This window comes from Citrobacter sp. CK198, assembly GCF_030333295.1.
GTDB classification, from domain to species: domain Bacteria; phylum Pseudomonadota; class Gammaproteobacteria; order Enterobacterales; family Enterobacteriaceae; genus Citrobacter_B; species Citrobacter_B koseri.
Window position 1 is genome coordinate 162,007 of sequence record NZ_JAOWGE010000034.1, and the last position, 22,739, is coordinate 184,745.

Here is a 22,739-nt window from a genome sequence, read left to right on the forward strand (position 1 = left end):
CATCAAATTTATAAGGGTGCGCAATGGCTGTTAACTTACTGAAAAAAAGATACCTGGCGCTGAGCGCGATGCTGTTGTTGGTCACGCAGGCGCAGGCAACAGAGCTGCTGAACAGCTCATACGACGTTTCTCGCGAACTGTTTGCCGCCCTTAATCCGCCGTTTGAACAGCAGTGGGCGAAAGATAACGGCGGCGATAAGCTGACCATCAAGCAGTCTCACGCCGGTTCGTCAAAACAAGCGCTGGCGATTCTGCAAGGGCTGAAAGCTGACGTAGTGACCTATAACCAGGTCACGGACGTGCAGATCCTGCATGACAAAGGCAAGCTGATCCCTGCCGACTGGCAAAGCCGTCTGCCGAATAACAGCTCACCGTTCTATTCCACGATGGGATTCCTGGTGCGCAAAGGGAATCCGAAAAATATCCATGACTGGAATGACCTTGTGCGTTCCGATGTAAAACTGATTTTCCCGAACCCGAAAACCTCAGGCAATGCCCGTTACACCTATCTGGCTGCATGGGGCGCGGCGGATAAAGCTGACGGTGGCGACAAAGCCAAAACCGAGCAGTTTATGACCCAGTTCCTGAAGAACGTCGAAGTGTTTGACACCGGCGGTCGCGGCGCGACCACCACCTTTGCGGAACGCGGCTTGGGCGATGTGCTGATTAGCTTTGAATCGGAAGTGAATAACATCCGTAAACAGTATGAAGCGCAGGGATTTGAAGTCGTTATCCCGAAAACCAATATTCTGGCCGAATTCCCGGTGGCATGGGTGGATAAAAACGTACAGGCCAACGGTACTGAAAAAGCGGCGAAGGCTTATCTGAACTGGCTCTACAGCCCGCAGGCGCAGACCATCATCACCGACTTCTACTACCGCGTGAATAACCCGGAAGTGATGGACAAACTGAAAGATAAATTCCCACAGACCGAACTGTTCCGCGTGGAAGACCAGTTTGGCTCCTGGCCGGAAGTGATGAAAACCCACTTCGGCAGCGGCGGCGAACTGGACAAACTGTTGGCGGCGGGGCGTAAGTAATGTTCGCAGTATCGACAAGACGTGTGCTGCCCGGCTTTACCTTAAGCCTCGGAACCAGCCTGTTGTTCGTCTGCCTGATATTGCTGCTTCCGTTGAGCGCGCTGGTGATGCAGCTGGCGCAAATGAGCTGGGCGCAATACTGGGAGGTTATCACCAACCCGCAGGTGGTAGCGGCCTACAAGGTCACGCTGTTGTCGGCGTTTGTGGCATCAATCTTCAACGGCGTATTTGGCCTGTTGATGGCGTGGATCTTAACCCGCTATCGCTTTCCAGGACGTACGCTGCTGGATGCGCTGATGGATCTGCCGTTTGCCCTGCCGACGGCGGTGGCGGGTCTGACTCTGGCGTCATTGTTTTCCGTGAACGGTTTTTACGGCGAATGGCTGGCGAAGTTTGATATCAAAGTGACTTACACCTGGCTTGGCATCGCGGTAGCGATGGCTTTTACCAGCATCCCGTTTGTGGTGCGCACGGTGCAGCCGGTACTGGAAGAGTTAGGCCCGGAATATGAAGAAGCGGCGGAAACGCTCGGCGCAACGCGCCTGCAAAGTTTCCGCAAAGTGGTGTTGCCGGAGCTGTCTCCTGCGCTGGTGGCGGGTATTGCGCTCTCGTTTACCCGTAGCCTCGGCGAGTTCGGCGCGGTGATTTTTATTGCCGGGAACATCGCGTGGAAAACCGAAGTGACCTCGCTGATGATTTTTGTTCGTTTGCAGGAGTTTGACTATCCGGCGGCCAGCGCGATTGCGTCGGTGATCCTCGCGGCGTCGCTGTTGCTGCTGTTCTCGATTAACACCCTGCAAAGTCGCTTTGGTCGACGTGTGGTAGGTCACTAATGGCGGAAGTTACCCAATTGAAGCGTTATGACGCCCCCCGCATTAACTGGGGAAAATGGTTTCTGATTGGCACCGGGATGCTGGTTTCGGCGTTTATTTTGCTGGTGCCGATGATTTATATCTTCGTACAGGCCTTCAGCAAAGGGCTGATGCCGGTCTTACAGAATCTGGCCGACCCGGACATGCTGCACGCGATCTGGCTGACGGTGTTGATTGCGCTGATTGCCGTACCGGTAAACCTGGTGTTTGGCGTTCTGCTGGCGTGGCTGGTGACGCGCTTTAATTTTCCCGGTCGCCAGCTGCTGCTGACGCTGCTGGATATTCCGTTTGCCGTCTCGCCGGTGGTGGCCGGTCTGGTCTACCTGCTGTTTTACGGCTCGAACGGCCCGCTGGGCGACTGGCTGGATGAGCACAACCTGCAAATTATGTTCGCCTGGCCGGGGATGGTGCTGGTCACTATTTTCGTCACCTGTCCGTTTGTGGTGCGTGAACTGGTGCCGGTTATGCTGAGTCAGGGCAGCCAGGAAGATGAAGCGGCGATTCTGCTTGGCGCTTCCGGCTGGCAAATGTTCCGTCGCGTTACGTTGCCTAATATTCGCTGGGCGCTGCTGTACGGCGTGGTGCTGACCAACGCGCGCGCCATTGGCGAGTTCGGCGCGGTGTCGGTGGTTTCCGGCTCGATTCGCGGCGAAACCCTGTCGCTGCCGTTACAGATTGAATTACTGGAGCAGGACTACAACACCGTCGGCTCCTTTACCGCCGCCGCGCTGCTGACGCTGATGGCGATTATTACCCTGTTTTTGAAGAGTATGTTGCAATGGCGCCTGGAAAATCAGGAAAAACGCGCGCAACAGGAGGAAAATCATGAGCATTGAGATTGCCAATATTAAGAAGTCTTTTGGTCGCACCCAGGTGCTGAACGATATCTCGCTGGATATTCCTTCAGGTCAGATGGTTGCCTTGCTGGGGCCGTCCGGTTCCGGTAAAACCACGCTGCTGCGTATTATTGCCGGGCTGGAGCATCAGACCAGCGGGCACATTCGTTTTCACGGTACAGACGTAAGCCGTCTGCACGCGCGCGATCGTAAAGTCGGCTTTGTTTTTCAGCACTATGCGCTGTTTCGTCATATGACGGTGTTCGACAATATCGCCTTTGGCCTGACGGTGCTGCCGCGTCGCGAACGTCCGAATGCGGCGGCCATTAAAGCGAAAGTGACGAAACTGCTGGAAATGGTGCAACTGGCCCATCTGGCGGAGCGTTTTCCGGCACAGCTTTCCGGCGGGCAGAAACAGCGCGTGGCGCTGGCGCGCGCGTTAGCGGTTGAGCCGCAGATCCTGCTGCTGGATGAACCGTTTGGCGCGCTTGATGCGCAGGTGCGTAAAGAGCTGCGCCGCTGGCTGCGTCAGTTGCATGAAGAGTTGAAATTTACCAGCGTGTTTGTCACCCACGATCAGGAAGAGGCTACGGAAGTGGCGGATCGCGTGGTGGTGATGAGCCAGGGCAACATTGAACAGGCCGATGCGCCGGATCAGGTGTGGCGTGAACCCGCCACCCGCTTTGTGCTGGAGTTTATGGGCGAAGTGAACCGTTTGCAGGGAACGATTCGCGGCGGTCAGTTCCACGTTGGCGCGCATCGCTGGCCGCTGGGGTATACGCCAGCGTACCAGGGAGCGGTCGATCTGTTCCTGCGTCCGTGGGAGGTGGATGTCAGCCGCCGCACCAGTCTGGATTCCCCGCTGCCGGTACAGGTGCTGGAGGCCAGTCCGAAAGGTCACTACACCCAATTAGTCGTGCAGCCTCTGGGGTGGTATAACGAACCGCTGACGGTGGTGATGCAGGGGGATAATCCCCCACAGCGCGGCGAGCGGCTGTTTGTCGGGCTGCAAAATGCGCGGTTGTACAACGGCAACCAGCGCATTGAGACGCGCGAAGAGGAGCTTGCTCTGGCAGAATCGGCCTGATAGGTTAATATCACGTAGTTTTGCCGGGTGGCGCTGCGCTGACCCGGCCTACAATATGATCTGCGTCGGCCCGGTAAGCGAAGCGCCACCGGGCTTTTTACTGGACAGAGAAGTGAACACATTAGAACAAACAATTGGCAATACGCCTCTGGTGAAATTGCAGCGGATGGCGCCGGATAACGGCAGTGAAATTTGGGTCAAGCTGGAAGGCAATAACCCTGCCGGGTCAGTGAAAGACCGGGCGGCGCTGTCGATGATCGTCCAGGCGGAAAAGCGCGGGGAAATTAAGCCCGGCGATGTGCTGATTGAAGCGACCAGCGGCAATACCGGTATTGCGTTGGCGATGATTGCCGCACTGAAAGGCTATCGCATGAAACTGCTGATGCCGGACAACATGAGCCAGGAGCGCCGCGCGGCGATGCGCGCCTATGGCGCGGATCTGATACTGGTGTCTAAAGAGCAAGGGATGGAAGGCGCGCGCGATTTGGCGCTGGAAATGGCCGAACGCGGCGAAGGTAAGCTGCTCGACCAGTTTAACAATCCCGACAACCCTTACGCGCACTACACCACGACCGGGCCGGAAATCTGGCAGCAAACCTCAGGCCGCATCACCCACTTTGTCTCCAGTATGGGAACAACCGGCACGATTACCGGTGTGTCGCGCTTCCTGCGCGAACAGGAAAAACCGGTAACGATTGTTGGCCTGCAACCGGAAGAGGGCAGCAGCATTCCGGGGATTCGTCGCTGGCCCGCAGAATATATGCCGGGTATTTTTAATGCTCAGCTTGTGGATCAGGTGCTGGATATTCACCAGAGCGAGGCGGAAAACACCATGCGCGAACTGGCGGTACGCGAAGGTATTTTCTGCGGCGTGAGTTCCGGCGGCGCGGTTGCCGGTGCGTTACGCGTTGCCCACGCGACGCCGGGGGCCGTGGTGGTGGCGATCATCTGCGATCGCGGCGATCGTTATCTTTCTACCGGCGTCTTTGGCGAAGAACACTTCAGCCAGGGGGCAGGGATTTAGCCTGTAGGCCTGATAAGCGTAGCGCCATCCGGCAACCGTAAAGTATGATCGCCGGATGACGACGCAAAGCGTCTTATCCGGCCTGCAACGTCAAGCGTTACGTTTCTCCACCAGCAGGTCGAGGAAGCGCCACAGTTTCTCGTTCATCTCCTGATAATTCCACTCGCGCATTTCGGCGTTCGAGCGAATAAAGCGCTTCCCTTTTGCCGCAGCCAGTTCCTGTTCTGAATGCTGGATCAGCCCTTCTACCGCCTCGGCGGTAAACTCCATATGGCACTGAAAACCGTAGACGGCGTTACCGTATTGCACGATCTGGCGCGGACATCCTTCGCTTGTCGCGAGAACGACCGACTGATCGGTTAACCCTGGCATATCGTTGTGCCAGTGCCCGACCACAAGCGGAGAGCCGAAATGAGCGAGCAGCGGATTCTGTTTCCCGGCTTCCGTCAGCGTAATCGGGTAGTGGCCGATCTCCTTTTCCGGGCTCTGGCGTACTTTTGCGCCCAGCGCCTCACCAATCAACTGGGAGCCAAGACAGATGCCGATCACAATACGACGCGCAGAGATCGCCTGATTAATAAGCCGCTGCTCCGCTAAAGAGTCAAAATACGGGCACTCTTCGAGCGTAGTACGCGGTGACTGCGGGCCGCCAAACACCACCAGCATATCGAAACCATCCGCATTGGCGGGGACAGGTTCACCGGCATACACGCGGGACCAGGAGAGGGGGTAACCGCGATCCTCAGCCCATTGCAGATAGGCTCCGGCAGATTCGAAAGACTCATGAACGACAAAATGAACTCGCACTTTTTCTCTCCTGTTAACGTTTTAACGCCTGATGGATATCAGCCGCCAGTTTGTTGATATCACCATCGCCCAACGTTGACAGCGTAATGCGCAGACCGTGGGCGGGCGCGTTGACGCCAAATGCTTCGCCTTCCCGTACCAGCCAGCCCGCTTTCGCCAGCATAAACGCGATGCTCTGGCTGTGGCTTTTCAACGGTAACCACGCATTCAGCCCATCGCCGGGGGCGTGTGTAAGCCCGGTTCGCTGGAGCGCGCAGGCCAGCTTCTGCTGCTGCGAAGCATAAAATTGCCGGGTCTGCGCCAGCGTTCGCTGATAGTTTTTGTCACTCAGGCAGGCATGCACTAAATCTTGCAACAGATGGCTGACCCACTGACTGCCGGAATTAAGGCGCAGGCGCAGTCTGGCTGAGGTGGCGGGATCGCTGGCGACAATGGCAAGACGCAGATCCGGCCCCAGCGTCTTTGACATCGAGCGAACCACTGACCAGTGTAGCGTCTCCGGGGCGATCACCGGGTGCCAGGGAGATGAAGAGAGCAGGGCAAAGTGGTCGTCGATAATAACCAGCGCTTGTGGGTATTTCGCCACAATGTTCTGTAGCGCGGCGGCGCGGGAGGCGCTTAAACTGCACCCCGTAGGATTGTGGGCGCGCGGGGTTAAAATGACGGCGCGGGCGCCATTTTTCAGCGCCTGTTCCAGCATCTCAGGCTGCATACCTTCGCTATCGACGCCGACGGGGATGGCGGAAAACCCGGCGTAGCGCAGCATACTGATGCTGCTTAAAAAGCAGGGATCTTCCACCGCTACGCTGTCACCCGGCAGTAAATGGGCGCACAGCAGACGCTCGATGGCGTCAATCGCCCCACTGGTGATATCAATCTCGCCTTCGCCAGGTATGGCATCCTGCATCCACTGCTTCGCCCACGCGTGAAGGGCGGGAGAAACGGCCGCATCGCCGTAAAGACGCGGCGACTTATTTATTGTCGAAAAATAACTGCTGAGATCGGGCAGCCGTTGGGGATCGGGATTGCCGCCGGAAAGATCGGTCAGCGGCGTATCGGGGCTGCTTCCTTCCAGCGCGAGCGGAAAAGGCGCACCTTTAATGACCGTACCGTTACGTCCCTGGCTCAGGGCCAGGCCGGATGTCACCAGCCGTTTGTAAGCCGCCGCGACAGTATTGCGGTTCACGTTTAATTCCGATGCTAGTTCCCGCACCGGCGGCAGCGTTTCCCCTGGCGCCAGTGCGCCGGTGGTGACATGCTGACGAATACTGTCAAAGATTTCGCTGGCGGTTTTTCCGTCGATCATTATTGACCTATGACAAAATGAATTTTAGCATATGACGATAATAGTGAGGCGTTAGCCCGCTGTCCAGTGAGAGGAGAGGTAAATGGGGCAGGATAGTGAAATACAGTCAGTGCTCTTCGACGATAAGCATCGGGCTTTACAGACCGACATTGTCGCCGTTCAGTCACAGGTGGTGTACGGCAGCGTAGGCAACAGTATTGCCGTACCGGCGATTAAAGCGCAGGGCTTGCGGGTGACGGCGGTACCCACGGTGCTGTTCAGCAATACGCCGCATTATGAAACGTTTTACGGCGGCATTATTCCTGCCGACTGGTTCAGCGGTTATCTTCAGGCCTTAAATGAACGGGATGCGCTGCGTGAGCTTAAAGCGGTCACGACAGGCTATATGGGCAGTGCGGAACAAATCGTTCTGCTGGCGAAATGGCTGGAAACGGTGCGGATCGCGCATCCTGAGGTGTGCATTCTGGTTGATCCGGTGATTGGCGACACGGACAGCGGAATGTATGTGAAAGCGGAAATCCCGCAGGCGTATCGTCATTATCTGCTGCCGCTGGCGCAGGGGCTGACGCCGAATGTGTTTGAGCTGGAGATGCTCAGCGGCAAACCGTGCGGCACGCTGGATGAAGCGGTTGCGGCGGCGAAATCGCTGCTCTCCGACACGCTGAAGTGGATTGTGATCACCAGTGCGCCAGGCCAGACGGCGGATACCATCAATGTGGCGGTGGTGACGAACGGCGGCGTGGATGTGATTGAACACCCGCGTGTGGAAACCGATTTAAAAGGGACGGGCGATCTGTTCTGCGCCGAACTGGTGAGCGGTATTGTGCAGGGGAAAGCGCTGACGGCGGCGACGCGATATGCCGCAGAGCGCGTGCTGGAGGTGATGACCTGGACGCAGCGCTGCGGGTGTGATGAGTTGATTCTGCCACCGGCAGGGGAGGCGCGATGAAGAGTTATCGGCTGGTGGTTCGCCAGCAGGGGCGTGTAGTTGGTCACTTTGAAACGAGCGGGCTTGATGCGCTGGAGGATATCTGCGTGGCGCGCGCGATGTTCGGCATTGCGGGCGGCTATCAATGCGAATTGCTGGTGTCGGACTCGGAGAAGCGGATGCTGGAAAGCGGGCCGGAAGGGATGAAGATCCTGATGCGCGAGAAGTGCTATCGTCCAGTCACCTCGCTGTTGTGAGCGCGTAACTATGCCGGATGGCGGCGAAAAACGCCTTATCCGGCATGCGATATTTTGTTGTAGGCCTGATAAGCGCAGCGCCATCAGGCAAACATCGCCTTATCCGGCATACGATATTTTGTTGTAGGCCTGATAAGCGAAGCGCCATCAGGTGCGGTTTTACCGTAACCAGGATAAAAAAATGGCGCCAGTCGGCGCCATTTTTCCCTGCGGCAAGAATTACTTCTTGATGCGGATAACCGGGGTTTCACCCACAGTCACGCTACCGGACAGTTTGATCAGTTCTTTGATTTCGTCCATGTTGGAGATAACAACCGGAGTCAGGGTAGACTTGGCTTTTTCTTCCAGCAGCGGCAGATCGAACTCAATTACCGGATCGCCAACTTTAACGCGTTGACCTTCTTCAGCAATACGCTTGAAGCCTTCGCCTTTCAGTTCAACGGTGTCGATACCGAAGTGAACGAACAGCTCAATGCCGCTATCCGATTCGATAGAGAACGCATGGTTGGTTTCAAAGATTTTGCCGATGGTGCCGTCTACTGGCGCGACCATTTTGTTACCGGTTGGTTTGATAGCAATGCCATCGCCAACGATTTTCTCGGCAAAAACTACATCCGGCACGTCTTCGATGTTGACGATCTCGCCAGAGAGCGGAGCAACAATCTCAATAGTTCCGGTGTCTTTCTTATCATCAGAAACCAGAGATTTTAGTTTATCGAACAAACCCATGATCTTCTCCTAAGCAGTAAATTGGGCCGCATCTCGTGGATTAGCAGATTGTTTTTTCTTCAATGAACTTGTTAACCAGCGTCATTAACTCGTCCGTTGTCGGTTGAGCAAGAGCCTGCTCTGCTAACACCTTCGCATCTTCGAAGTTCGTGTTACGGATAATCTTCTTAATGCGCGGGATAGAAATGGCGCTCATAGAGAATTCGTCCAGACCCATCCCCAGCAACAGAAGTGTAGCACGTTCGTCGCCTGCAAGCTCACCACACATGCCAGTCCATTTACCTTCAGCATGAGAAGCATCAATAACTTGCTTGATCAAGTTCAGCACGGACGGTGACATTGGCTGGTAAAGATGTGAAATCATATCATTACCACGGTCAACTGCCAGGGTGTACTGCGTTAAATCATTGGTGCCGATACTAAAGAAATCAACTTCTTTGGCTAAATGACGAGCAATGGTTGCCGCTGCCGGTGTTTCCACCATCACGCCAATCTCAATGCTTTCATCAAATGCTTTACCTTCGTCGCGCAGTTCCTGTTTGTAGATTTCAATCTCTTTGCGCAGCGCGCGAACTTCTTCAACAGAGATGATCATCGGGAACATGATGCGCAGTTTACCGAACGCAGAGGCGCGCAGAATGGCGCGAACCTGGTCACGCAGGATCTCTTTGCGATCCATAGCGATACGTACCGCACGCCAGCCCAGGAACGGGTTCTCTTCTTTCGGGAAGTTCATGTACGGCAGTTCTTTGTCGCCGCCGATATCCATAGTACGGACGATAACCGCCTGAGAGCCGCAGGCTTCAGCGACGGCTTTGTACGCCGCAAACTGTTCTTCTTCAGTCGGCAGAGCGTCACGGTCCATGAACAGGAATTCAGTACGATACAGACCAACGCCTTCCGCGCCATTGCGCTCTGCGCCTTCAACGTCACGAACGGTACCGATGTTGGCGCAAACTTCTACCTGGTGACCGTCCAGCGTGATAGCCGGCAGATCTTTCAGTTTAGCGAGTTCCGCTTTCTCGGTTGCAACCTGCTCCTGAACGGCGCGCAGTTTTTCAATTTCTTCGTTGGTTGGGTTGACGTAAACCTGATTGTTTACGGCATCCAGAATCAGATAGTCGTCGTTTTTCACCTGAGAGGTGACGTTACCGGTGCCCACGATGGCCGGCAGTTCCAGAGAACGCGCCATGATAGAGGTGTGGGAGGTACGTCCACCTGCGTCAGTGATGAAACCCAGCACCTTTTGCAGGTTCAGCTGTGCGGTTTCTGATGGGGTCAGGTCAGCGGCAACCAGGATGACTTCGTCCTTGATTGCGCTCAGGTCGATGATTGCCAGACCCAGGATGTTGCGCAGCAGGCGCTTACCAATGTCACGCACGTCAGCCGCGCGTTCTTTCAGGTATTCATCATCCAGTTCTTCCAGGGCAGTGGCCTGACCTTCGATAACTTCATGCGCAGCTGCGTCAGCCGTCATGTTCTTATCTTTAATCAGGGCTATGATTTCCTGCTCCAGCTCCTCATCTTCGAGCAGCATGATATGCCCTTCAAAGATGGCTTCTTTTTCTTCACCGAACGTTTCACCAGCTTTCGTTTTGATCGCTTCCAGTTGCGCAGATGCCTTGGCACGACCGCTCAGAAAACGTTCAACTTCCTGATCAACCTTGTCGGCAGAAATTTTTTTCCGGTCAATGACGATTTCGTCTTCTTTCAGCAGCAGTGCTTTGCCGAAAGCGATACCCGGGGATGCTAAAATGCCTGAAATCATAACCCTACCTTACTTGTGACTGATTTTTAAAAGAACCCGGGAACTTACTCGAGTTCCGCCATCAGTTTGACCAGATGCTCTACCGCTTTTTGTTCGTCTTCGCCTTCAGCAGCGATGGTGACAACGGTGCCCTGAGTCAGGCCCAGAGTCTGTAGTTTGAACAGGCTTTTTGCGCTGGCGCTTTTGCCGTTGGAAGTCACAGTAATCTCAGAAGTGAAGCCTTTCGCTTCTTTAACAAACTGAGCAGCAGGGCGGGTGTGCAGACCGTTCGGAGCGGTAATGGTAACTTCTTGCTGGAACATTGTATTTCCCCAACTTATAGGTTTAGTGTTGTGGAACTAAAGTCTAGCCTGGCGGTTTGACTTTAGCCTGTATTGTTAGCGTCGGCGTAAACGGGACGCGACACACCAGGTGTTATGCGCAATCCGTTGCTGGCAACTGCTGGCCGCTGACGTTTCGCTCGTCATTAAACATTATGCCGTGAAAGGAAGACTTGAACCAAATCATTAAATCGATTCAGCTAGCGCTTTTCCTGTAACGATTAATTTCGGGCATCAAAATAATTAGTCTGGTTAAATACCAGACCCGGCAGGGTGAATCAATGCCAGGAGGGTTGAAAATTTGAAGCAGGCCACAAAAAAGCACCCAAAAGGGTGCTTTTTTACGCGTTTTTAACATGCTGGCATTACTGTTGCAGTTCTTTTTCAGTAAAGAGATCGGCAAACAAAGCAGTGCTCAGATAACGCTCACCCGATGACGGTAGGATAACCACAATATTCTTATTGGTAAAGGTTTCATCTTCCTGGAGCTTAAGTGCTGCCGCAACGGCCGCGCCGGAAGAGATCCCCGCCAGAATACCTTCTTCTTCCATCAGGCGACGAGCGGTGGAAATGGCTTCTTCATTTGTGATGCCGACAACTTTATCAATCAGTTTCAGATCGAGGTTGCCCGGAATGAAGCCTGCGCCAATGCCCTGAATTTTGTGCGGGCCGGGCTTCAGTTCTTCACCAGCCAGCGCCTGCGCGATAACCGGAGAGTCGGTCGGTTCTACTGCTACGGTAATGAGGTCCGTTTTGCCTTTGGTGCCTTTGATGTAGCGGGTGACGCCTGTCAGCGTACCGCCGGTGCCGACGCCGGAGATAAAGACATCGACCTGACCATCGGTATCTTCCCAGATTTCCGGGCCGGTGGTTTTTTCGTGAATTTCCGGGTTAGCCGGGTTGCTGAACTGTTGAAGCAGCAGGTATTTTTCTGGATCGCTGGCGACAATCTCTTCCGCTTTCTGGATAGCGCCTTTCATGCCTTTCGCGCCTTCGGTCAGTACGAGGTTCGCTCCCAGCGCTTTGAGCAGTTTGCGACGCTCAACGCTCATGGTGTCCGGCATGGTCAGCGTCAGCTTGTAGCCACGCGCGGCAGCAACATAAGCCAGCGCGATACCGGTGTTGCCGCTGGTCGGTTCCACCAGTTCGACGCCCGGTTTCAGCACGCCGCGTTTTTCGGCATCCCAAATCATATTGGCACCGATACGGCATTTAACGCTGAAGCTCGGGTTACGTGATTCCACCTTCGCCAGAATGCGTCCGTTACCGATACGGTTCAGTCGAACCAGCGGCGTATGACCGATAGTCAGCGAGTTATCTTCAAAAATCTTACTCATGGCCTGTCCTTAACTGTATGAAATTGGGATACATGGGCTAGCATACCTGCTCAGAGAATATGCGGAAGTAAGGATTTAGCATATCTATATTCGGAAGGGAAATAATGGCTACCGAGATGGAATAAGGAGCGGCATAAGCCCCTCCTTTTTTATACAACTATTTTACAGGTTTATGGGTGTGCTGTGATTCATTTCCATGACCCATGTCTGGAACGGTAGCAATCAACCCACATCGCCGTTGCGCCACACACGGCGACGGGCATGATCACCAGGTTAAGCACCGGGATCATGGTGAACAAACTGGTTAACGCGCCGAACTGCATATTGGCGACTTTCTGCGTGCGCAGGGCGGTGCGCATCTCTTTGAACGGGACTTTGTGGTTGTCGAAGGGATAGTCGCAATACTGAATCGCCAGCATCCACGCGCTGAACAGGAACCACAGCACCGGGGCGACGGTTTGCCCGACTCCTGGAATAAAATAGAGAATTAACAGCACAATGGCGCGCGGCAGATACCAGATGAACTTTTGCCATTCGCGTTTCATAATGCGCGGCACATCTTTCATAATACCCAGTACGCCGGTATCTGGCGGCGTTGCGCCGGTCAGGCGCGCCTCAAGCTGTTCCGCCAGCAGCCCATTGAAAGGGGCGGCGATCCAGTTGGCAATGGTTGAAAAGAAATAGCCGAAGACCAGTAAAACCGAGATGACCGCAATGGGCCACAGCAGATAGCTTAACCACTGCAACCAGTCGGGAACGTGGCTCATCAGCGAAGGGATCCAGACGTCCAGTTGCGTAAACAGCCACCAGAATGCGCCGCCCATCAGCAAAATGTTTACCAGTAACGGCAAAATAACAAAGCGACGGATCCCCGGTTGCGTGACCAGTTTCCACCCCTGTGAGAAATAGTAAAAACCGCTGCGAGGTGCAGTTGCGGATGATAACACCATAATCAGGACATGCTCCTTTAATAAAGCCCCGGGTAAACTTTGCGTATCTTACCGGGTTGTGACGCGTTCGCCAGTTAAGAAATGTTCGAAAAAACAGCAAAAAGCACGATTTCGTTCATCTTTATGCTGTGAAAGCCAAGAGCGCACTTGCACTTGACGTAATCGGCAAATACTCTTAGTGAGTAAATGTTTGCCGTGGTGGCAAGGTGTTAGAACAACAGAGAATATAATGATGCAGGATTTGCGTCTGATATTAATCATTGTTGGCGCGATCGCCATAATCGCTTTACTGGTACATGGTTTCTGGACCAGCCGTAAAGAACGATCTTCTATGTTCCGCGATCGTCCACTGAAACGCATGAAGTCAAAACGTGACGACGATTCTTACGACGGTGACGTCGAAGAAGAGGAAGGCGTGGGTGAAGTTCGTGTTCACCGCGTGAATCATGCCCCCGGCAACGTTCAGGAGCATGATGCGCCTCGTCAGTCGCCGCAACACCAATACCAGCCGCCTTATGCGTCTGCGCAGCCTCGTCAACCGGCTCAGCAGCCGCCTGAAGCGCCAGCGCAGCCGCAGCAACGGCCGCAGTATGGGCAGCCGTCGCAATCGCAACCGGCACAACAACCGGCACAGCCTGTGCAGCAGCCAGTACAGCAACAGCCGGTAGCGCCGCAGGTTCAGTCTGCGCCGCAACAGCCTGTTCAGCCAGCGCCACAGCAACCTGCGCCTCAGCCTGCTCCGCAGACTTTCCAGCCAGCGGAACCTGTCGCAGAGCCTGCGCCAGCGCCTGAACCAGTAGTGGAAGAAGCGCCTGTCGCGGAAAAACCGCAGCGTAAAGAAGCGGTCATTATTATGAACGTCGCCGCTCATCATGGCAGCGAGCTTAGCGGCGAAGTGCTGCTGAACAGCATCCAGCAAGCGGGCTTCAAATTTGGCGATATGAATATTTTCCATCGCCACCTGAGCCCGGATGGCAGCGGCCCTGCGCTGTTTAGCCTGGCCAACATGGTGAACCCGGGAACGTTTGATCCTGAAATGACCGGTGATTTCTCCACGCCGGGGGTCACTATCTTTATGCAGGTGCCTTCTTACGGCGACGAACTGCAAAACTTTAAGCTGATGCTCCAGTCTGCGCAGCATATCGCTGATGAAGTCGGCGGCGTGGTGCTTGATGACCAGCGCCGGATGATGACGCCGCAGAAACTGCGTGAATATCAGGATCGCATTCGCGAAGTGAAAGAATCCAACGCCTGAGAAACCCAGGCGTGATCCCCCCTTTCTGAACCCCCGCCTGTCGGGGGTTTTTTATCATTGATGGTGCGATATGGAATCAATCGAACAACAACTGACAGAACTGCGAACCACGCTTCGCCATCATGAGTATCTTTACCATGTGATGGATGCGCCGGAGATCCCGGACGCTGAGTATGACCGTCTGATGCGCGAACTTCGTGAGCTGGAAGCGCAGCATCCAGATTTAATTACGCCGGACTCCCCGAGCCAACGTGTCGGAGCGGCGCCGCTGGCGGCGTTCAGCCAGATTCGCCACGAAGTGCCCATGTTGTCGCTGGACAACGTGTTTGATGAAGAGAGTTTTCTGGCGTTTAACAAGCGCGTGCAGGATCGGCTAAAAAGCGGCGATAAACTGACCTGGTGCTGCGAGCTGAAGCTGGACGGCCTGGCCGTCAGCATCCTGTATGAAAACGGCGTGCTGATCAGCGCGGCAACGCGTGGCGATGGAACGACCGGCGAGGACATCACCTCCAATGTGCGTACCATTCGCGCTATTCCGCTGAAGCTGCGTGGCGATAACATTCCGGCGCGTCTGGAGGTTCGTGGCGAAGTTTTCCTGCCGCAGGCCGGGTTTGAAAAAATTAATGAAGAGGCGCGCCGCACCGGTAATAAAGTATTTGCCAACCCGCGTAACGCTGCGGCGGGGTCGTTGCGCCAGCTTGATCCGCGTATTACCGCGAAGCGACCGCTCACTTTCTTTTGCTACGGCGTCGGCATTCTGGAAGGTGGCGAACTGCCCGATACGCATCTGGGGCGCTTGCTGCAATTCAAAGCCTGGGGGCTTCCGGTAAGCGACCGGGTGACGCTGTGCGACTCTCCCGAAGCGGTGCTGGACTTCTATCACAAAGTGGAAGAAGACCGCCCGACGCTGGGTTTTGACATTGACGGCGTGGTGATTAAAGTCAACTCGATGGCGTTGCAGGAACAGCTTGGATTCGTCGCCCGCGCGCCGCGCTGGGCGGTGGCCTTTAAGTTTCCGGCGCAGGAGCAAATGACGTTTGTACGCGATGTAGAGTTCCAGGTGGGGCGGACTGGCGCGATCACGCCCGTCGCCCGTCTCGAACCGGTGCATGTTGCGGGTGTGCTGGTCAGCAACGCCACCTTGCACAACGCGGATGAAATTGAGCGTCTTGGCCTGCGCATTGGCGACAAAGTGGTGATTCGCCGCGCGGGGGATGTGATCCCGCAGGTGGTGAACGTGGTGCTTTCCGAACGCCCGGAAGAGACGCGCCCGGTCGAGTTCCCGACGCATTGCCCGGTGTGCGGTTCTGATGTCGAGCGCGTGGAAGGCGAAGCGGTCGCTCGCTGTACCGGCGGCCTGATCTGCGGCGCGCAGCGCAAAGAGTCGCTCAAGCACTTTGTTTCCCGCCGGGCAATGGACGTTGACGGCATGGGCGATAAAATTATCGACCAGCTTGTCGAGAAAGAGTATGTCCACACCCCGGCAGATCTGTTCCGTCTGACGGCAGGCAAACTGACGGGCCTGGATCGTATGGGGCCGAAATCGGCGCAGAATGTGGTGAATGCGCTGGAGAAAGCGAAAGAGACCACCTTCGCGCGATTCCTCTATGCGCTCGGTATCCGCGAAGTGGGCGAAGCCACGGCGGCAGGGCTGGCGGCGTACTTCGGTACGTTAGAGGCGCTGGAAGCGGCCTCTATCGACGAACTGCAAAAAGTGCCGGATGTCGGCATTGTGGTCGCTACGCACGTCTTTAACTTCTTTGCTGAAGAGAGTAACCGGGACGTGATCGGGCAGTTACTGGCGGAAGGCATTCACTGGCCTGCGCCGATCGTGGTTAACGCCGACGAAATCGACAGCCCGTTTGCCGGTAAAACGATCGTCCTGACGGGCAGCCTCAGCCTGATGTCGCGAGATGATGCGAAAGCGCGCCTCGTGGCGCTGGGGGCGAAAGTGGCGGGCAGCGTATCGAAAAAAACCGATCTGGTGATTGCGGGCGAAGCGGCGGGATCTAAGCTGGCGAAAGCGCAGGAACTGGGGATTGACGTGATCGACGAAGCAGAGATGCTCCGCTTACTGGGTGTCTGACATGGAAAAAGAGCAGCTGATTGAGATAGCCAACACGGTGATGCCGTTCGGTAAGTACAAAGGGCGTCGGCTCATTGATGTGCCGGAGGAGTATTTGCTGTGGTTTGCCCGTAAGGATGAATTTCCGGCGGGAAGACTGGGTGAGCTGATGCAAATCACGCTGCTGATTAAAACCGAGGGGCTGACGCAGCTGGTGCAGCCCCTGAAACGGCCTCTTTAAGCCTTCGCGGCGCGGCCTTCTTGCTGCGCCTGCAACTTATCGGTCTGGCGTTTGTAGCGACGCGCCAGCATCGCGCAGACCATCAACTGGATCTGATGGAAGATCATCAACGGCAGCACCATCATCCCAATCACTGAGGTGGGAAACAGGATATTAGCCATCGGGATGCCGTTCGCCAGACTCTTTTTCGACCCGCAGAAGACAATGGTTATCTCATCCGCTTTGTTGAATCCGAACCTGCGGGCGGCAAACACGTTAACGCCAATGACAATCGCCAGCAGCACAAGGCTGACGACGACAATAAACAACAACGAGCCCCATCCCACTTTGTGCCAGATACCGTTAACGACGGCTTCGCTGAATGCGGAATAGACGACCAGCAGAATGGAGGTCTGGTCCGTTTTCGCAATCCACTTTTTATGACGCGCGACCCAGTTGCCAATCCACGGACGCGACAGGTGCCCCAGCACAAACGGCAGCAACAGTTGCAGCATGATTTTGCCGACCTGTTCCAGGCTGCCTTCCGCTCCGTGGATATTCATCACCAGGCCGACGAGCAGCGGCGAAAGAAAAATCCCCAGTAGGCTGGAGGCCGATGCCGAACAGACGGCCGCCGCGACGTTTCCTCCCGCCAGAGAGGTAAAGGCGATGGCAGACTGTACGGTCGCGGGCAAAATACACAGGTACAGGAAACCGGTATACAGCATGGGATCGACATTGACGGGCGCCCACCAGGCAAATAACACCCCGAGAACCGGAAACAGGATGAAGGTGCTGCACATCACCCACAGGTGCAGCCGCCAGTGGCTGCCGCCCGCGATAATGGCTTCGCGTGAGAGTTTTGCGCCATGCATAAAAAACAGCAGCGCAATCGCGGCGGTGGTTAAGCCTTCAAAAAACGGAACGAAATCCCCTTTGGCCGGAAAAAAGGAGGCCAGCAAAACGACGGTGATAAGCGTCAGCGTGAACGGATCAAGAATACGAAAAAGTTTCATAAAAACTCCTGAAAGTCGATGCAGGTATTTTGCTTTTTTCCGTTTGAGAAATAAAATTGATTTATTGCATCTATATATGAATTTAACAGATGAATTATTCTCTGCGTCAACTTCGTATCTTTGTCACCGTCGCTCAGGCTAAAAGCTTTAGTCGGGCAGGGGACGTCATTGGTCTGAGTCAGTCTGCGGTGAGCCACAGCGTAAAAGAGCTGGAACGGCAGACGGGAGTTAAGCTGTTGGATCGCACCACGCGAGAAGTGACGCTGACGGAAGCGGGTCAGCAGCTGGCGGGGCGTCTGGAGCGTGTTCTCGATGAACTGCACAGTACTCTGCGGGAAGCCGGAAGAGTGGGGACGCAGTTAACCGGCACCGTGCGCGTGGCGGCCAGCCAGACGATTTCCGCGCATCTTATCCCGCAGTGTATCGCGCAGAGTAACCAGCTGTACCCGGAAATTGATTTTGTACTGCACGATCGTCCCCAGCAGTGGGTGCTGGAGAGCATTCGTCAGGGTGATGTGGATTTTGGCATTGTCATCGATCCCGGGGCTGTTTCGGATTTGCAATGTGAAGCCGTGCTGTCGGAACCCTTTTTGCTGTTGTGTCGCCAGGATAGCCCGTTAGCGCAGCGGGAGTGGGTTAACTGGCAGGATCTTAAACATGAGCGGCTGGTATTACAGGATTACGCCTCCGGCAGCCGCCCGTTGATTGACGCGGCTTTCGCGCATTTTGCCATTGATGCCACGATCGTGCAGGAGATTGGGCATCCCGCAACGCTGTTTCCGATGGTGGAGGCGGGGATTGGCATCAGCGTGTTGCCCGCGCTGGCGTTGCCGCTGCCTCAGGGAAGTCATTTGCAGGTGAAACGGCTGACGCCCGTCGTCGAAAGGCAGTTGATGCTGGCGAGACGCAAGAACCGGTCGCTCTCTACGGCGGCTCAGGCGCTGTGGGACGTCGTGCGCATGCAGGCCAGTGAACTTACCGCTGGCCGTGCACGCGATCCGTTGTATCAGATATAAACATCAATTTGGTGATCGTCGGAAGGCGCGTTGACACCTTCGGCCCTGAGTTGTTTCTGCTCCTGCTTCTGCTGCGTTTCTTCTGCCTGCTGGCGCTGTAATTGCGCCAGCTGCGCCTGCAACACTTTAATTTGCGTCTGTATCAGTTCCTGCTGCTTTTGTTTCTCTTCTGTGCTGCCACTGCCGTCAGCAACCTCTTTGAGCTGCTGTGTAAGCTTTGTAATTTGCTGCGTGATGCGTGAGATTTGCGCAGACAGATCGTTACCGGTAGCGGCTTTGCTGCCCGTGCTGCCGCTCTGAACGGCGGAGACTGAAGTGTTGATCGTCGTCATTACCATTTCCTCTTGCCTTAAAACGTTAATATCGGCAGAGGTGAACAGACCTTCAGCAGTCCCTGCCATTTCTGGTGGGCAAATCAGGCAAAGTCTGACCATTTTATTTTACGTATCAATATACATTTTATATCGATCGTCCGGGAAAACGGTATTGGTAATCGGTTGGTTACTCTCGTTATAACAACGACGTACCCAACGTATTTATTGATTATTCCGTTTTTAAGGACCTCTTATGACCCACACCCTTTTTTCGCAAAATCCCTGGTACAGCGCTGACATCATTCGCGCGCACAAGCCTGATTTTACCCCGCGTGTTGCTTTCATTCTTGGCTCCGGTCTGGGAGCGCTGGCGGAGCAAATTGAAGACGCGGTGGCGATTTCTTATGCGCGTTTACCTGGTTTTCCGGTCAGTACCGTTCACGGGCATGCGGGGGAACTGGTGCTGGGGAATCTGGCTGGAGTCCCGGTGGCATGTATGAAAGGCCGTGGGCACTTTTACGAAGGTCGCGGCATGACGATCATGACTGACGCGATCCGTACCCTGAAACTGCTGGGCTGTGAACTGCTGTTTTGCACTAACGCCGCCGGCTCTCTGCGCCCGGAAGTCGGGCCAGGCAGCCTGGTCGCGTTGAGCGATCATATCAATACGATGCCGGGCACGCCGATGGTGGGGATGAACGACGAACGTTTTGGCGATCGCTTCTTCTCGCTGGCCAATGCCTACGATGCGGATTACCGCGCCATTCTCCAGTGCGTTGCTGGGGAAGAGGGTTTCACGCTTCACGAAGGGGTGTTTGTCTCTTATCCGGGGCCGAACTTTGAGACGGCGGCGGAAATTCGCATGATGCAGATCATCGGTGGCGACGTGGTGGGAATGTCGGTCGTCCCGGAGGTGATTAGCGCGCGCCATTGCGGACTAAAGGTGGTGGCCGTATCCGCGATCACCAATCTGGCGGAAGGACTGGGTGATGTGAAACTGTCCCATGCGCAAACGCTGGCGGCGGCTGAGCTTTCCCGGCAGAACTTCATCAATCTGATTTGCGGCTTCTTACGCCAACTGGCTTAAAACACAAAATAATAATGGCCCTGCTTGCAGGGCCGTACTTTACGGCAAGGAACGAAAAAAATGGGTATTACGTCCCGCTTAAAAGTCATGTCGTTTTTACAATATTTTATCTGGGGAAGCTGGCTGGTGACCCTGGGTTCTTACATGATTAACACCTTACATTTTACTGGCGCTAACGTTGGAATGATTTACAGCTCAAAAGGGCTGGCGGCGATTATTATGCCGGGCATTATGGGGATCGTCGCCGATAAATGGCTGCGTGCCGAGCGTGCATATATGCTCTGCCATCTGGTGTGCGCCGGCGCGTTGTTGTATGCCACGACCGTGACCGACCCGGATGCGATGTTCTGGATAATGTTAATTAATGCAATGGCCTATATGCCGACTATTGCCTTATCCAACAGCGTTTCTTACGCCTGCCTGACGCAGTCCGGCCAGGACCCGGTTACTGCATTCCCGCCCGTTCGCGTCTTTGGCACCGTGGGCTTTATTATCGCTATGTGGATGGTCAGCCTGATGGGGCTGGAGCTAAGCAGCGCGCAGCTGTACATTGCCGCTGGCGCTTCGCTGTTACTGGCGCTGTATGCCTTTACGCTACCGAAAATTCCGGTGGCGAAGAAGAATACGTCCGCCACGCTTGCCAGCAAACTGGGGCTGGATGCGTTTGTCTTATTCAAAAATCCGCGAATGGCGATTTTCTTTTTGTTTGCGATGATGTTAGGGGCTGTGCTGCAAATTACGAATGTTTTCGGTAATCCCTTCCTGCACGATTTTGCCCGCAATCCGGCGTTTGCCGACAGCGTTGTGGTGAAATATCCCTCCATCCTGCTGTCTGTTTCCCAAATGGCTGAAGTGGGTTTCATTCTGACTATCCCGTTCTTTCTGAAACGCTTTGGCATTAAAACCGTGATGCTGATGAGTATGCTGGCATGGACGCTGCGCTTTGGCTTTTTTGCGTTTGGCGATCCATCCCCGTTTGGCGTTGTGCTGCTGCTGATGTCGATGATTGTTTACGGTTGCGCTTTCGACTTTTTCAATATTTCAGGATCGGTATTTGTTGAGCAGGAAGTCAGTTCGACGATCCGCGCCAGTGCGCAGGGGCTGTTTATGACTATGGTCAATGGCGTAGGTGCCTGGGTCGGGTCAATTTTGAGTGGTATCGCCGTGGACTACTTCTCGGTGGAAGGCGTGAAAAACTGGCAGACCATCTGGCTGGTATTCGCCGCTTATGCGCTGGCGCTGGCAGTGATTTTTGCGCTGTTTTTCAAATATAAACATGAGCCAGAAAAATGGCTGGCGAAACCACTGGCGCACTAACGGCTGAAACGGCGGGGCGCCTGCCCGCCGTTTCAACGTCCCTGAGACAAATGTGCTAACGTTGCGCATTATTCCTTATCTGTGGAGCGCAATAATCATGGAACGCGTACATCGTATAGATCTTAAATTATTGCGCTATTTTCTCGCTGTTGCTGAGGAGCTGCATTTTGGCCGGGCGGCGGCGCGTCTGAATATGTCTCAGCCTCCTCTGAGTCTTCATGTCAAAGAGCTGGAAAATCAGCTCGGCACGCCGTTGTTTGTTCGCCATTCCCGCAGCGTGGCGTTAACGCATGCGGGGAAAATTCTCATGGAAGAGTCGCGGCGTTTGTTGTTCAGCGCGAATCAGGCATTTGCGCGCGTGGAACAGATCGGACGCGGTGAGGCAGGGCGCATTGAACTGGGCGTTGTGGGCACGGCGATGTGGGGGAAAATGCGTCCTGTGATGCGCCGTTTTTTGAAAGAGAACCCCAATGTCGAGGTGTTATTTCGCGAAAAAATGCCTGCGATGCAGATGGCGTTACTGGAGCGACGCGAGCTGGATGCTGGCATCTGGAGAATGGCGATCGAACCGACGGAGGGATTTACCAGCCTGCGCTTACATGAATCCGCATTTCTGGTGGCGATGCCGGAAGATCACCCTCTGGCTTGCTGCCCGGCGATCCCTCTTGATGCGTTACGCAACGAATATTTCGTCACCATGCCTTCGATTCATACCGACTGGGCATTTTTGCAACGTGTTTGTCAGAAGGCCGGATTTACGCCGATGATAGTGCGTGAAGTTATGGAGCCGCAAACGGTGCTGGCGATGATCAGCATGGGGATTGGCATTACGTTAATCGCGGACAGTTATGCGCAGATGAACTGGCCGGGCGTGGTGTTTCGCCCTCTGGAAGAACGTATTCCGGCAGATTTGTATATTGTTTACGAGCCGCAGCAGGCAACACCGGCATTAACGAAGTTGATTGATGCGCTGATTCGTTGAGCATTGCCGGATGGCGGCGCAAGCGCCTTATCCGGCCTACAAGACCCGTAGGCCTGATAAGCGAAGCGTCATCAGGCATATAAATATTGCGCATAGCAAAAAGGCACCTTTAGGGTGCCTTTTTACACTGGTGGGTCGTGCAGGATTCGAACCTGCGACCAATTGATTAAAAGTCAACTGCTCTACCAACTGAGCTAACGACCCGA

Annotated in this window: 23 protein-coding genes and 1 tRNA gene; 14 read left to right on the forward strand and 10 right to left on the reverse strand. The window is 54.8% G+C overall.

Features of this window, described 5'->3' with window-relative positions:
* Positions 1–23 precede the first annotated feature (23 nt).
* The 5 genes from cysP to cysM all read left to right on the forward strand — a co-directional run bounded on the left by cysP (position 24) and on the right by cysM (position 4,859).
* A complete protein-coding gene (cysP, locus tag OGY62_RS15875; protein WP_012131357.1) occupies positions 24–1,040 on the forward strand; it encodes a thiosulfate/sulfate ABC transporter substrate-binding protein CysP in 1,017 nt (338 codons plus the stop codon).
* The gene (cysT, locus tag OGY62_RS15880) at positions 1,040–1,873 is read left to right on the forward strand and encodes a sulfate/thiosulfate ABC transporter permease CysT (protein WP_012131358.1); all 834 of its coding nucleotides are present in this window, start codon (positions 1,040–1,042) and stop codon (positions 1,871–1,873) included. The genes cysP and cysT overlap by 1 nt, the downstream gene beginning before the upstream one ends.
* The gene (gene cysW / locus OGY62_RS15885) at positions 1,873–2,748 is read left to right on the forward strand and encodes a sulfate/thiosulfate ABC transporter permease CysW (RefSeq protein ID WP_012131359.1); all 876 of its coding nucleotides are present in this window, start codon (positions 1,873–1,875) and stop codon (positions 2,746–2,748) included. The genes cysT and cysW overlap by 1 nt, the downstream gene beginning before the upstream one ends.
* A complete protein-coding gene (cysA, locus tag OGY62_RS15890) occupies positions 2,738–3,835 on the forward strand; it encodes a sulfate/thiosulfate ABC transporter ATP-binding protein CysA (protein WP_012131360.1) in 1,098 nt (365 codons plus the stop codon). Before cysW ends, cysA begins: the two co-directional genes overlap by 11 nt.
* A 112-nt stretch (positions 3,836–3,947) precedes the next feature.
* The gene (gene cysM, locus OGY62_RS15895; protein WP_110494894.1) at positions 3,948–4,859 is read left to right on the forward strand and encodes a cysteine synthase CysM; all 912 of its coding nucleotides are present in this window, start codon (positions 3,948–3,950) and stop codon (positions 4,857–4,859) included.
* A 90-nt stretch (positions 4,860–4,949) separates the two neighbouring features.
* Here the strand turns inward: cysM and OGY62_RS15900 are convergent, their stop codons facing one another.
* Both OGY62_RS15900 and ptsJ read right to left on the reverse strand, forming a co-directional pair.
* The gene (locus tag OGY62_RS15900; protein ID WP_012131362.1) at positions 4,950–5,666 is read right to left on the reverse strand and encodes a type 1 glutamine amidotransferase; all 717 of its coding nucleotides are present in this window, start codon (positions 5,664–5,666) and stop codon (positions 4,950–4,952) included.
* A gap of 13 nt (positions 5,667–5,679) precedes the next feature.
* The gene (ptsJ, locus tag OGY62_RS15905; RefSeq protein ID WP_286460274.1) at positions 5,680–6,972 is read right to left on the reverse strand and encodes a MocR-like B6 salvage transcription factor PtsJ; all 1,293 of its coding nucleotides are present in this window, start codon (positions 6,970–6,972) and stop codon (positions 5,680–5,682) included.
* Positions 6,973–7,054: 82 nt separating this feature from the next.
* Here ptsJ and pdxK point away from each other — a divergent pair, with 82 nt between their 5' ends.
* Together pdxK and OGY62_RS15915 are read left to right on the forward strand one after the other, a co-directional pair.
* Entirely contained in the window at positions 7,055–7,921 is an 867-nt protein-coding gene (gene pdxK, locus OGY62_RS15910) for a pyridoxine/pyridoxal/pyridoxamine kinase (RefSeq protein ID WP_130028541.1), read from the forward strand.
* Positions 7,918–8,157, forward strand: coding sequence for a hypothetical protein (locus OGY62_RS15915; protein WP_012131365.1), 240 nt, complete (start codon positions 7,918–7,920; stop codon positions 8,155–8,157). Before pdxK ends, OGY62_RS15915 begins: the two co-directional genes overlap by 4 nt.
* 219 nt (positions 8,158–8,376) lie before the next feature.
* On the opposite strand, the gene crr is transcribed toward OGY62_RS15915, so the two are convergent.
* The 5 genes from crr to cysZ all read right to left on the reverse strand — a co-directional run bounded on the left by crr (position 8,377) and on the right by cysZ (position 13,261).
* Complete coding sequence (gene crr / locus OGY62_RS15920; protein ID WP_000522253.1) at positions 8,377–8,886, reverse strand: PTS glucose transporter subunit IIA; 510 nt, start codon at positions 8,884–8,886, stop codon at positions 8,377–8,379.
* A 40-nt stretch (positions 8,887–8,926) separates the two neighbouring features.
* Entirely contained in the window at positions 8,927–10,654 is a 1,728-nt protein-coding gene (gene ptsI, locus OGY62_RS15925) for a phosphoenolpyruvate-protein phosphotransferase PtsI (protein WP_047462162.1), read from the reverse strand.
* Positions 10,655–10,698: 44 nt separating this feature from the next.
* Positions 10,699–10,956, reverse strand: coding sequence for a phosphocarrier protein Hpr (ptsH, locus tag OGY62_RS15930; protein ID WP_005971891.1), 258 nt, complete (start codon positions 10,954–10,956; stop codon positions 10,699–10,701).
* A gap of 383 nt (positions 10,957–11,339) precedes the next feature.
* Positions 11,340–12,311, reverse strand: coding sequence for a cysteine synthase A (cysK, locus tag OGY62_RS15935; protein ID WP_047462171.1), 972 nt, complete (start codon positions 12,309–12,311; stop codon positions 11,340–11,342).
* Between the two features lie 188 nt (positions 12,312–12,499).
* Positions 12,500–13,261, reverse strand: coding sequence for a sulfate transporter CysZ (gene cysZ / locus OGY62_RS15940; protein WP_286460275.1), 762 nt, complete (start codon positions 13,259–13,261; stop codon positions 12,500–12,502).
* Between the two features lie 229 nt (positions 13,262–13,490).
* On the opposite strand from cysZ, the gene zipA reads away from it, so the two are divergent.
* From zipA to OGY62_RS15955, 3 genes are all read left to right on the forward strand, one after another.
* Positions 13,491–14,516, forward strand: a complete 1,026-nt coding sequence (zipA, locus tag OGY62_RS15945) for a cell division protein ZipA (RefSeq protein WP_286460276.1) — start codon at positions 13,491–13,493, stop codon at positions 14,514–14,516.
* 70 nt (positions 14,517–14,586) lie between these two features.
* Positions 14,587–16,602 carry an NAD-dependent DNA ligase LigA gene (gene ligA, locus OGY62_RS15950; protein ID WP_012131372.1) on the forward strand — a complete coding sequence of 672 codons (2,016 nt, stop codon included), beginning with the start codon at positions 14,587–14,589 and terminating at the stop codon, positions 16,600–16,602.
* Position 16,603: 1 nt separating this feature from the next.
* On the forward strand, positions 16,604–16,822 hold the full coding sequence (locus OGY62_RS15955) for a DUF3820 family protein (protein WP_012131373.1): 219 nt from the start codon (positions 16,604–16,606) through the stop codon (positions 16,820–16,822).
* Here the strand turns inward: OGY62_RS15955 and OGY62_RS15960 are convergent.
* Complete coding sequence (locus OGY62_RS15960; RefSeq protein WP_012131374.1) at positions 16,819–17,817, reverse strand: bile acid:sodium symporter family protein; 999 nt, start codon at positions 17,815–17,817, stop codon at positions 16,819–16,821. The genes OGY62_RS15955 and OGY62_RS15960 overlap by 4 nt on opposite strands.
* Positions 17,818–17,906: 89 nt before the next feature.
* On the opposite strand from OGY62_RS15960, the gene OGY62_RS15965 reads away from it, so the two are divergent.
* Positions 17,907–18,833 (forward strand): LysR family transcriptional regulator, encoded by a 927-nt coding sequence (locus OGY62_RS15965; RefSeq protein ID WP_012131376.1) that lies wholly within the window; start codon positions 17,907–17,909, stop codon positions 18,831–18,833.
* On the opposite strand, the gene OGY62_RS15970 is transcribed toward OGY62_RS15965, so the two are convergent.
* On the reverse strand, positions 18,824–19,165 hold the full coding sequence (locus OGY62_RS15970; protein WP_286460277.1) for a FlxA-like family protein: 342 nt from the start codon (positions 19,163–19,165) through the stop codon (positions 18,824–18,826). The two genes, OGY62_RS15965 and OGY62_RS15970, sit on opposite strands and share 10 nt — an antisense overlap.
* 235 nt (positions 19,166–19,400) lie before the next feature.
* Here OGY62_RS15970 and xapA point away from each other — a divergent pair, with 235 nt between their 5' ends.
* From xapA to OGY62_RS15985, 3 genes are all read left to right on the forward strand, one after another.
* The gene (xapA, locus tag OGY62_RS15975) at positions 19,401–20,234 is read left to right on the forward strand and encodes a xanthosine phosphorylase (RefSeq protein WP_115625777.1); all 834 of its coding nucleotides are present in this window, start codon (positions 19,401–19,403) and stop codon (positions 20,232–20,234) included.
* 60 nt (positions 20,235–20,294) lie between these two features.
* Positions 20,295–21,551, forward strand: a complete 1,257-nt coding sequence (locus OGY62_RS15980; RefSeq protein WP_286460278.1) for a nucleoside permease — start codon at positions 20,295–20,297, stop codon at positions 21,549–21,551.
* A gap of 97 nt (positions 21,552–21,648) precedes the next feature.
* Positions 21,649–22,533, forward strand: a complete 885-nt coding sequence (locus tag OGY62_RS15985) for a LysR family transcriptional regulator (protein WP_047462185.1) — start codon at positions 21,649–21,651, stop codon at positions 22,531–22,533.
* Between the two features lie 128 nt (positions 22,534–22,661).
* Here the strand turns inward: OGY62_RS15985 and OGY62_RS15990 are convergent.
* A tRNA-Lys gene (locus tag OGY62_RS15990) sits at positions 22,662–22,737 on the reverse strand.
* Positions 22,738–22,739: the final 2 nt, after the last annotated feature.

Coding starts and splice junctions, on each gene's coding strand:
- ptsJ (WP_286460274.1), bottom strand. CDS start 6,972: ATGATCGACGGAAAAACCGCCAGCGAAATCTTTGACAGTATTCGTCAG.
- crr (WP_000522253.1), bottom strand. CDS start 8,886: ATGGGTTTGTTCGATAAACTAAAATCTCTGGTTTCTGATGATAAGAAA.
- OGY62_RS15980 (WP_286460278.1), top strand. CDS start 20,295: ATGGGTATTACGTCCCGCTTAAAAGTCATGTCGTTTTTACAATATTTT.
- OGY62_RS15985 (WP_047462185.1), top strand. CDS start 21,649: ATGGAACGCGTACATCGTATAGATCTTAAATTATTGCGCTATTTTCTC.
- OGY62_RS15970 (WP_286460277.1), bottom strand. CDS start 19,165: ATGACGACGATCAACACTTCAGTCTCCGCCGTTCAGAGCGGCAGCACG.
- OGY62_RS15915 (WP_012131365.1), top strand. CDS start 7,918: ATGAAGAGTTATCGGCTGGTGGTTCGCCAGCAGGGGCGTGTAGTTGGT.
- OGY62_RS15955 (WP_012131373.1), top strand. CDS start 16,604: ATGGAAAAAGAGCAGCTGATTGAGATAGCCAACACGGTGATGCCGTTC.
- OGY62_RS15965 (WP_012131376.1), top strand. CDS start 17,907: ATGAATTATTCTCTGCGTCAACTTCGTATCTTTGTCACCGTCGCTCAG.
- cysK (WP_047462171.1), bottom strand. CDS start 12,311: ATGAGTAAGATTTTTGAAGATAACTCGCTGACTATCGGTCATACGCCG.
- zipA (WP_286460276.1), top strand. CDS start 13,491: ATGATGCAGGATTTGCGTCTGATATTAATCATTGTTGGCGCGATCGCC.
- OGY62_RS15960 (WP_012131374.1), bottom strand. CDS start 17,817: ATGAAACTTTTTCGTATTCTTGATCCGTTCACGCTGACGCTTATCACC.
- cysZ (WP_286460275.1), bottom strand. CDS start 13,261: ATGGTGTTATCATCCGCAACTGCACCTCGCAGCGGTTTTTACTATTTC.
- pdxK (WP_130028541.1), top strand. CDS start 7,055: ATGGGGCAGGATAGTGAAATACAGTCAGTGCTCTTCGACGATAAGCAT.
- xapA (WP_115625777.1), top strand. CDS start 19,401: ATGACCCACACCCTTTTTTCGCAAAATCCCTGGTACAGCGCTGACATC.
- cysA (WP_012131360.1), top strand. CDS start 2,738: ATGAGCATTGAGATTGCCAATATTAAGAAGTCTTTTGGTCGCACCCAG.
- ligA (WP_012131372.1), top strand. CDS start 14,587: ATGGAATCAATCGAACAACAACTGACAGAACTGCGAACCACGCTTCGC.
- cysT (WP_012131358.1), top strand. CDS start 1,040: ATGTTCGCAGTATCGACAAGACGTGTGCTGCCCGGCTTTACCTTAAGC.
- ptsH (WP_005971891.1), bottom strand. CDS start 10,956: ATGTTCCAGCAAGAAGTTACCATTACCGCTCCGAACGGTCTGCACACC.
- cysW (WP_012131359.1), top strand. CDS start 1,873: ATGGCGGAAGTTACCCAATTGAAGCGTTATGACGCCCCCCGCATTAAC.
- cysP (WP_012131357.1), top strand. CDS start 24: ATGGCTGTTAACTTACTGAAAAAAAGATACCTGGCGCTGAGCGCGATG.
- ptsI (WP_047462162.1), bottom strand. CDS start 10,654: ATGATTTCAGGCATTTTAGCATCCCCGGGTATCGCTTTCGGCAAAGCA.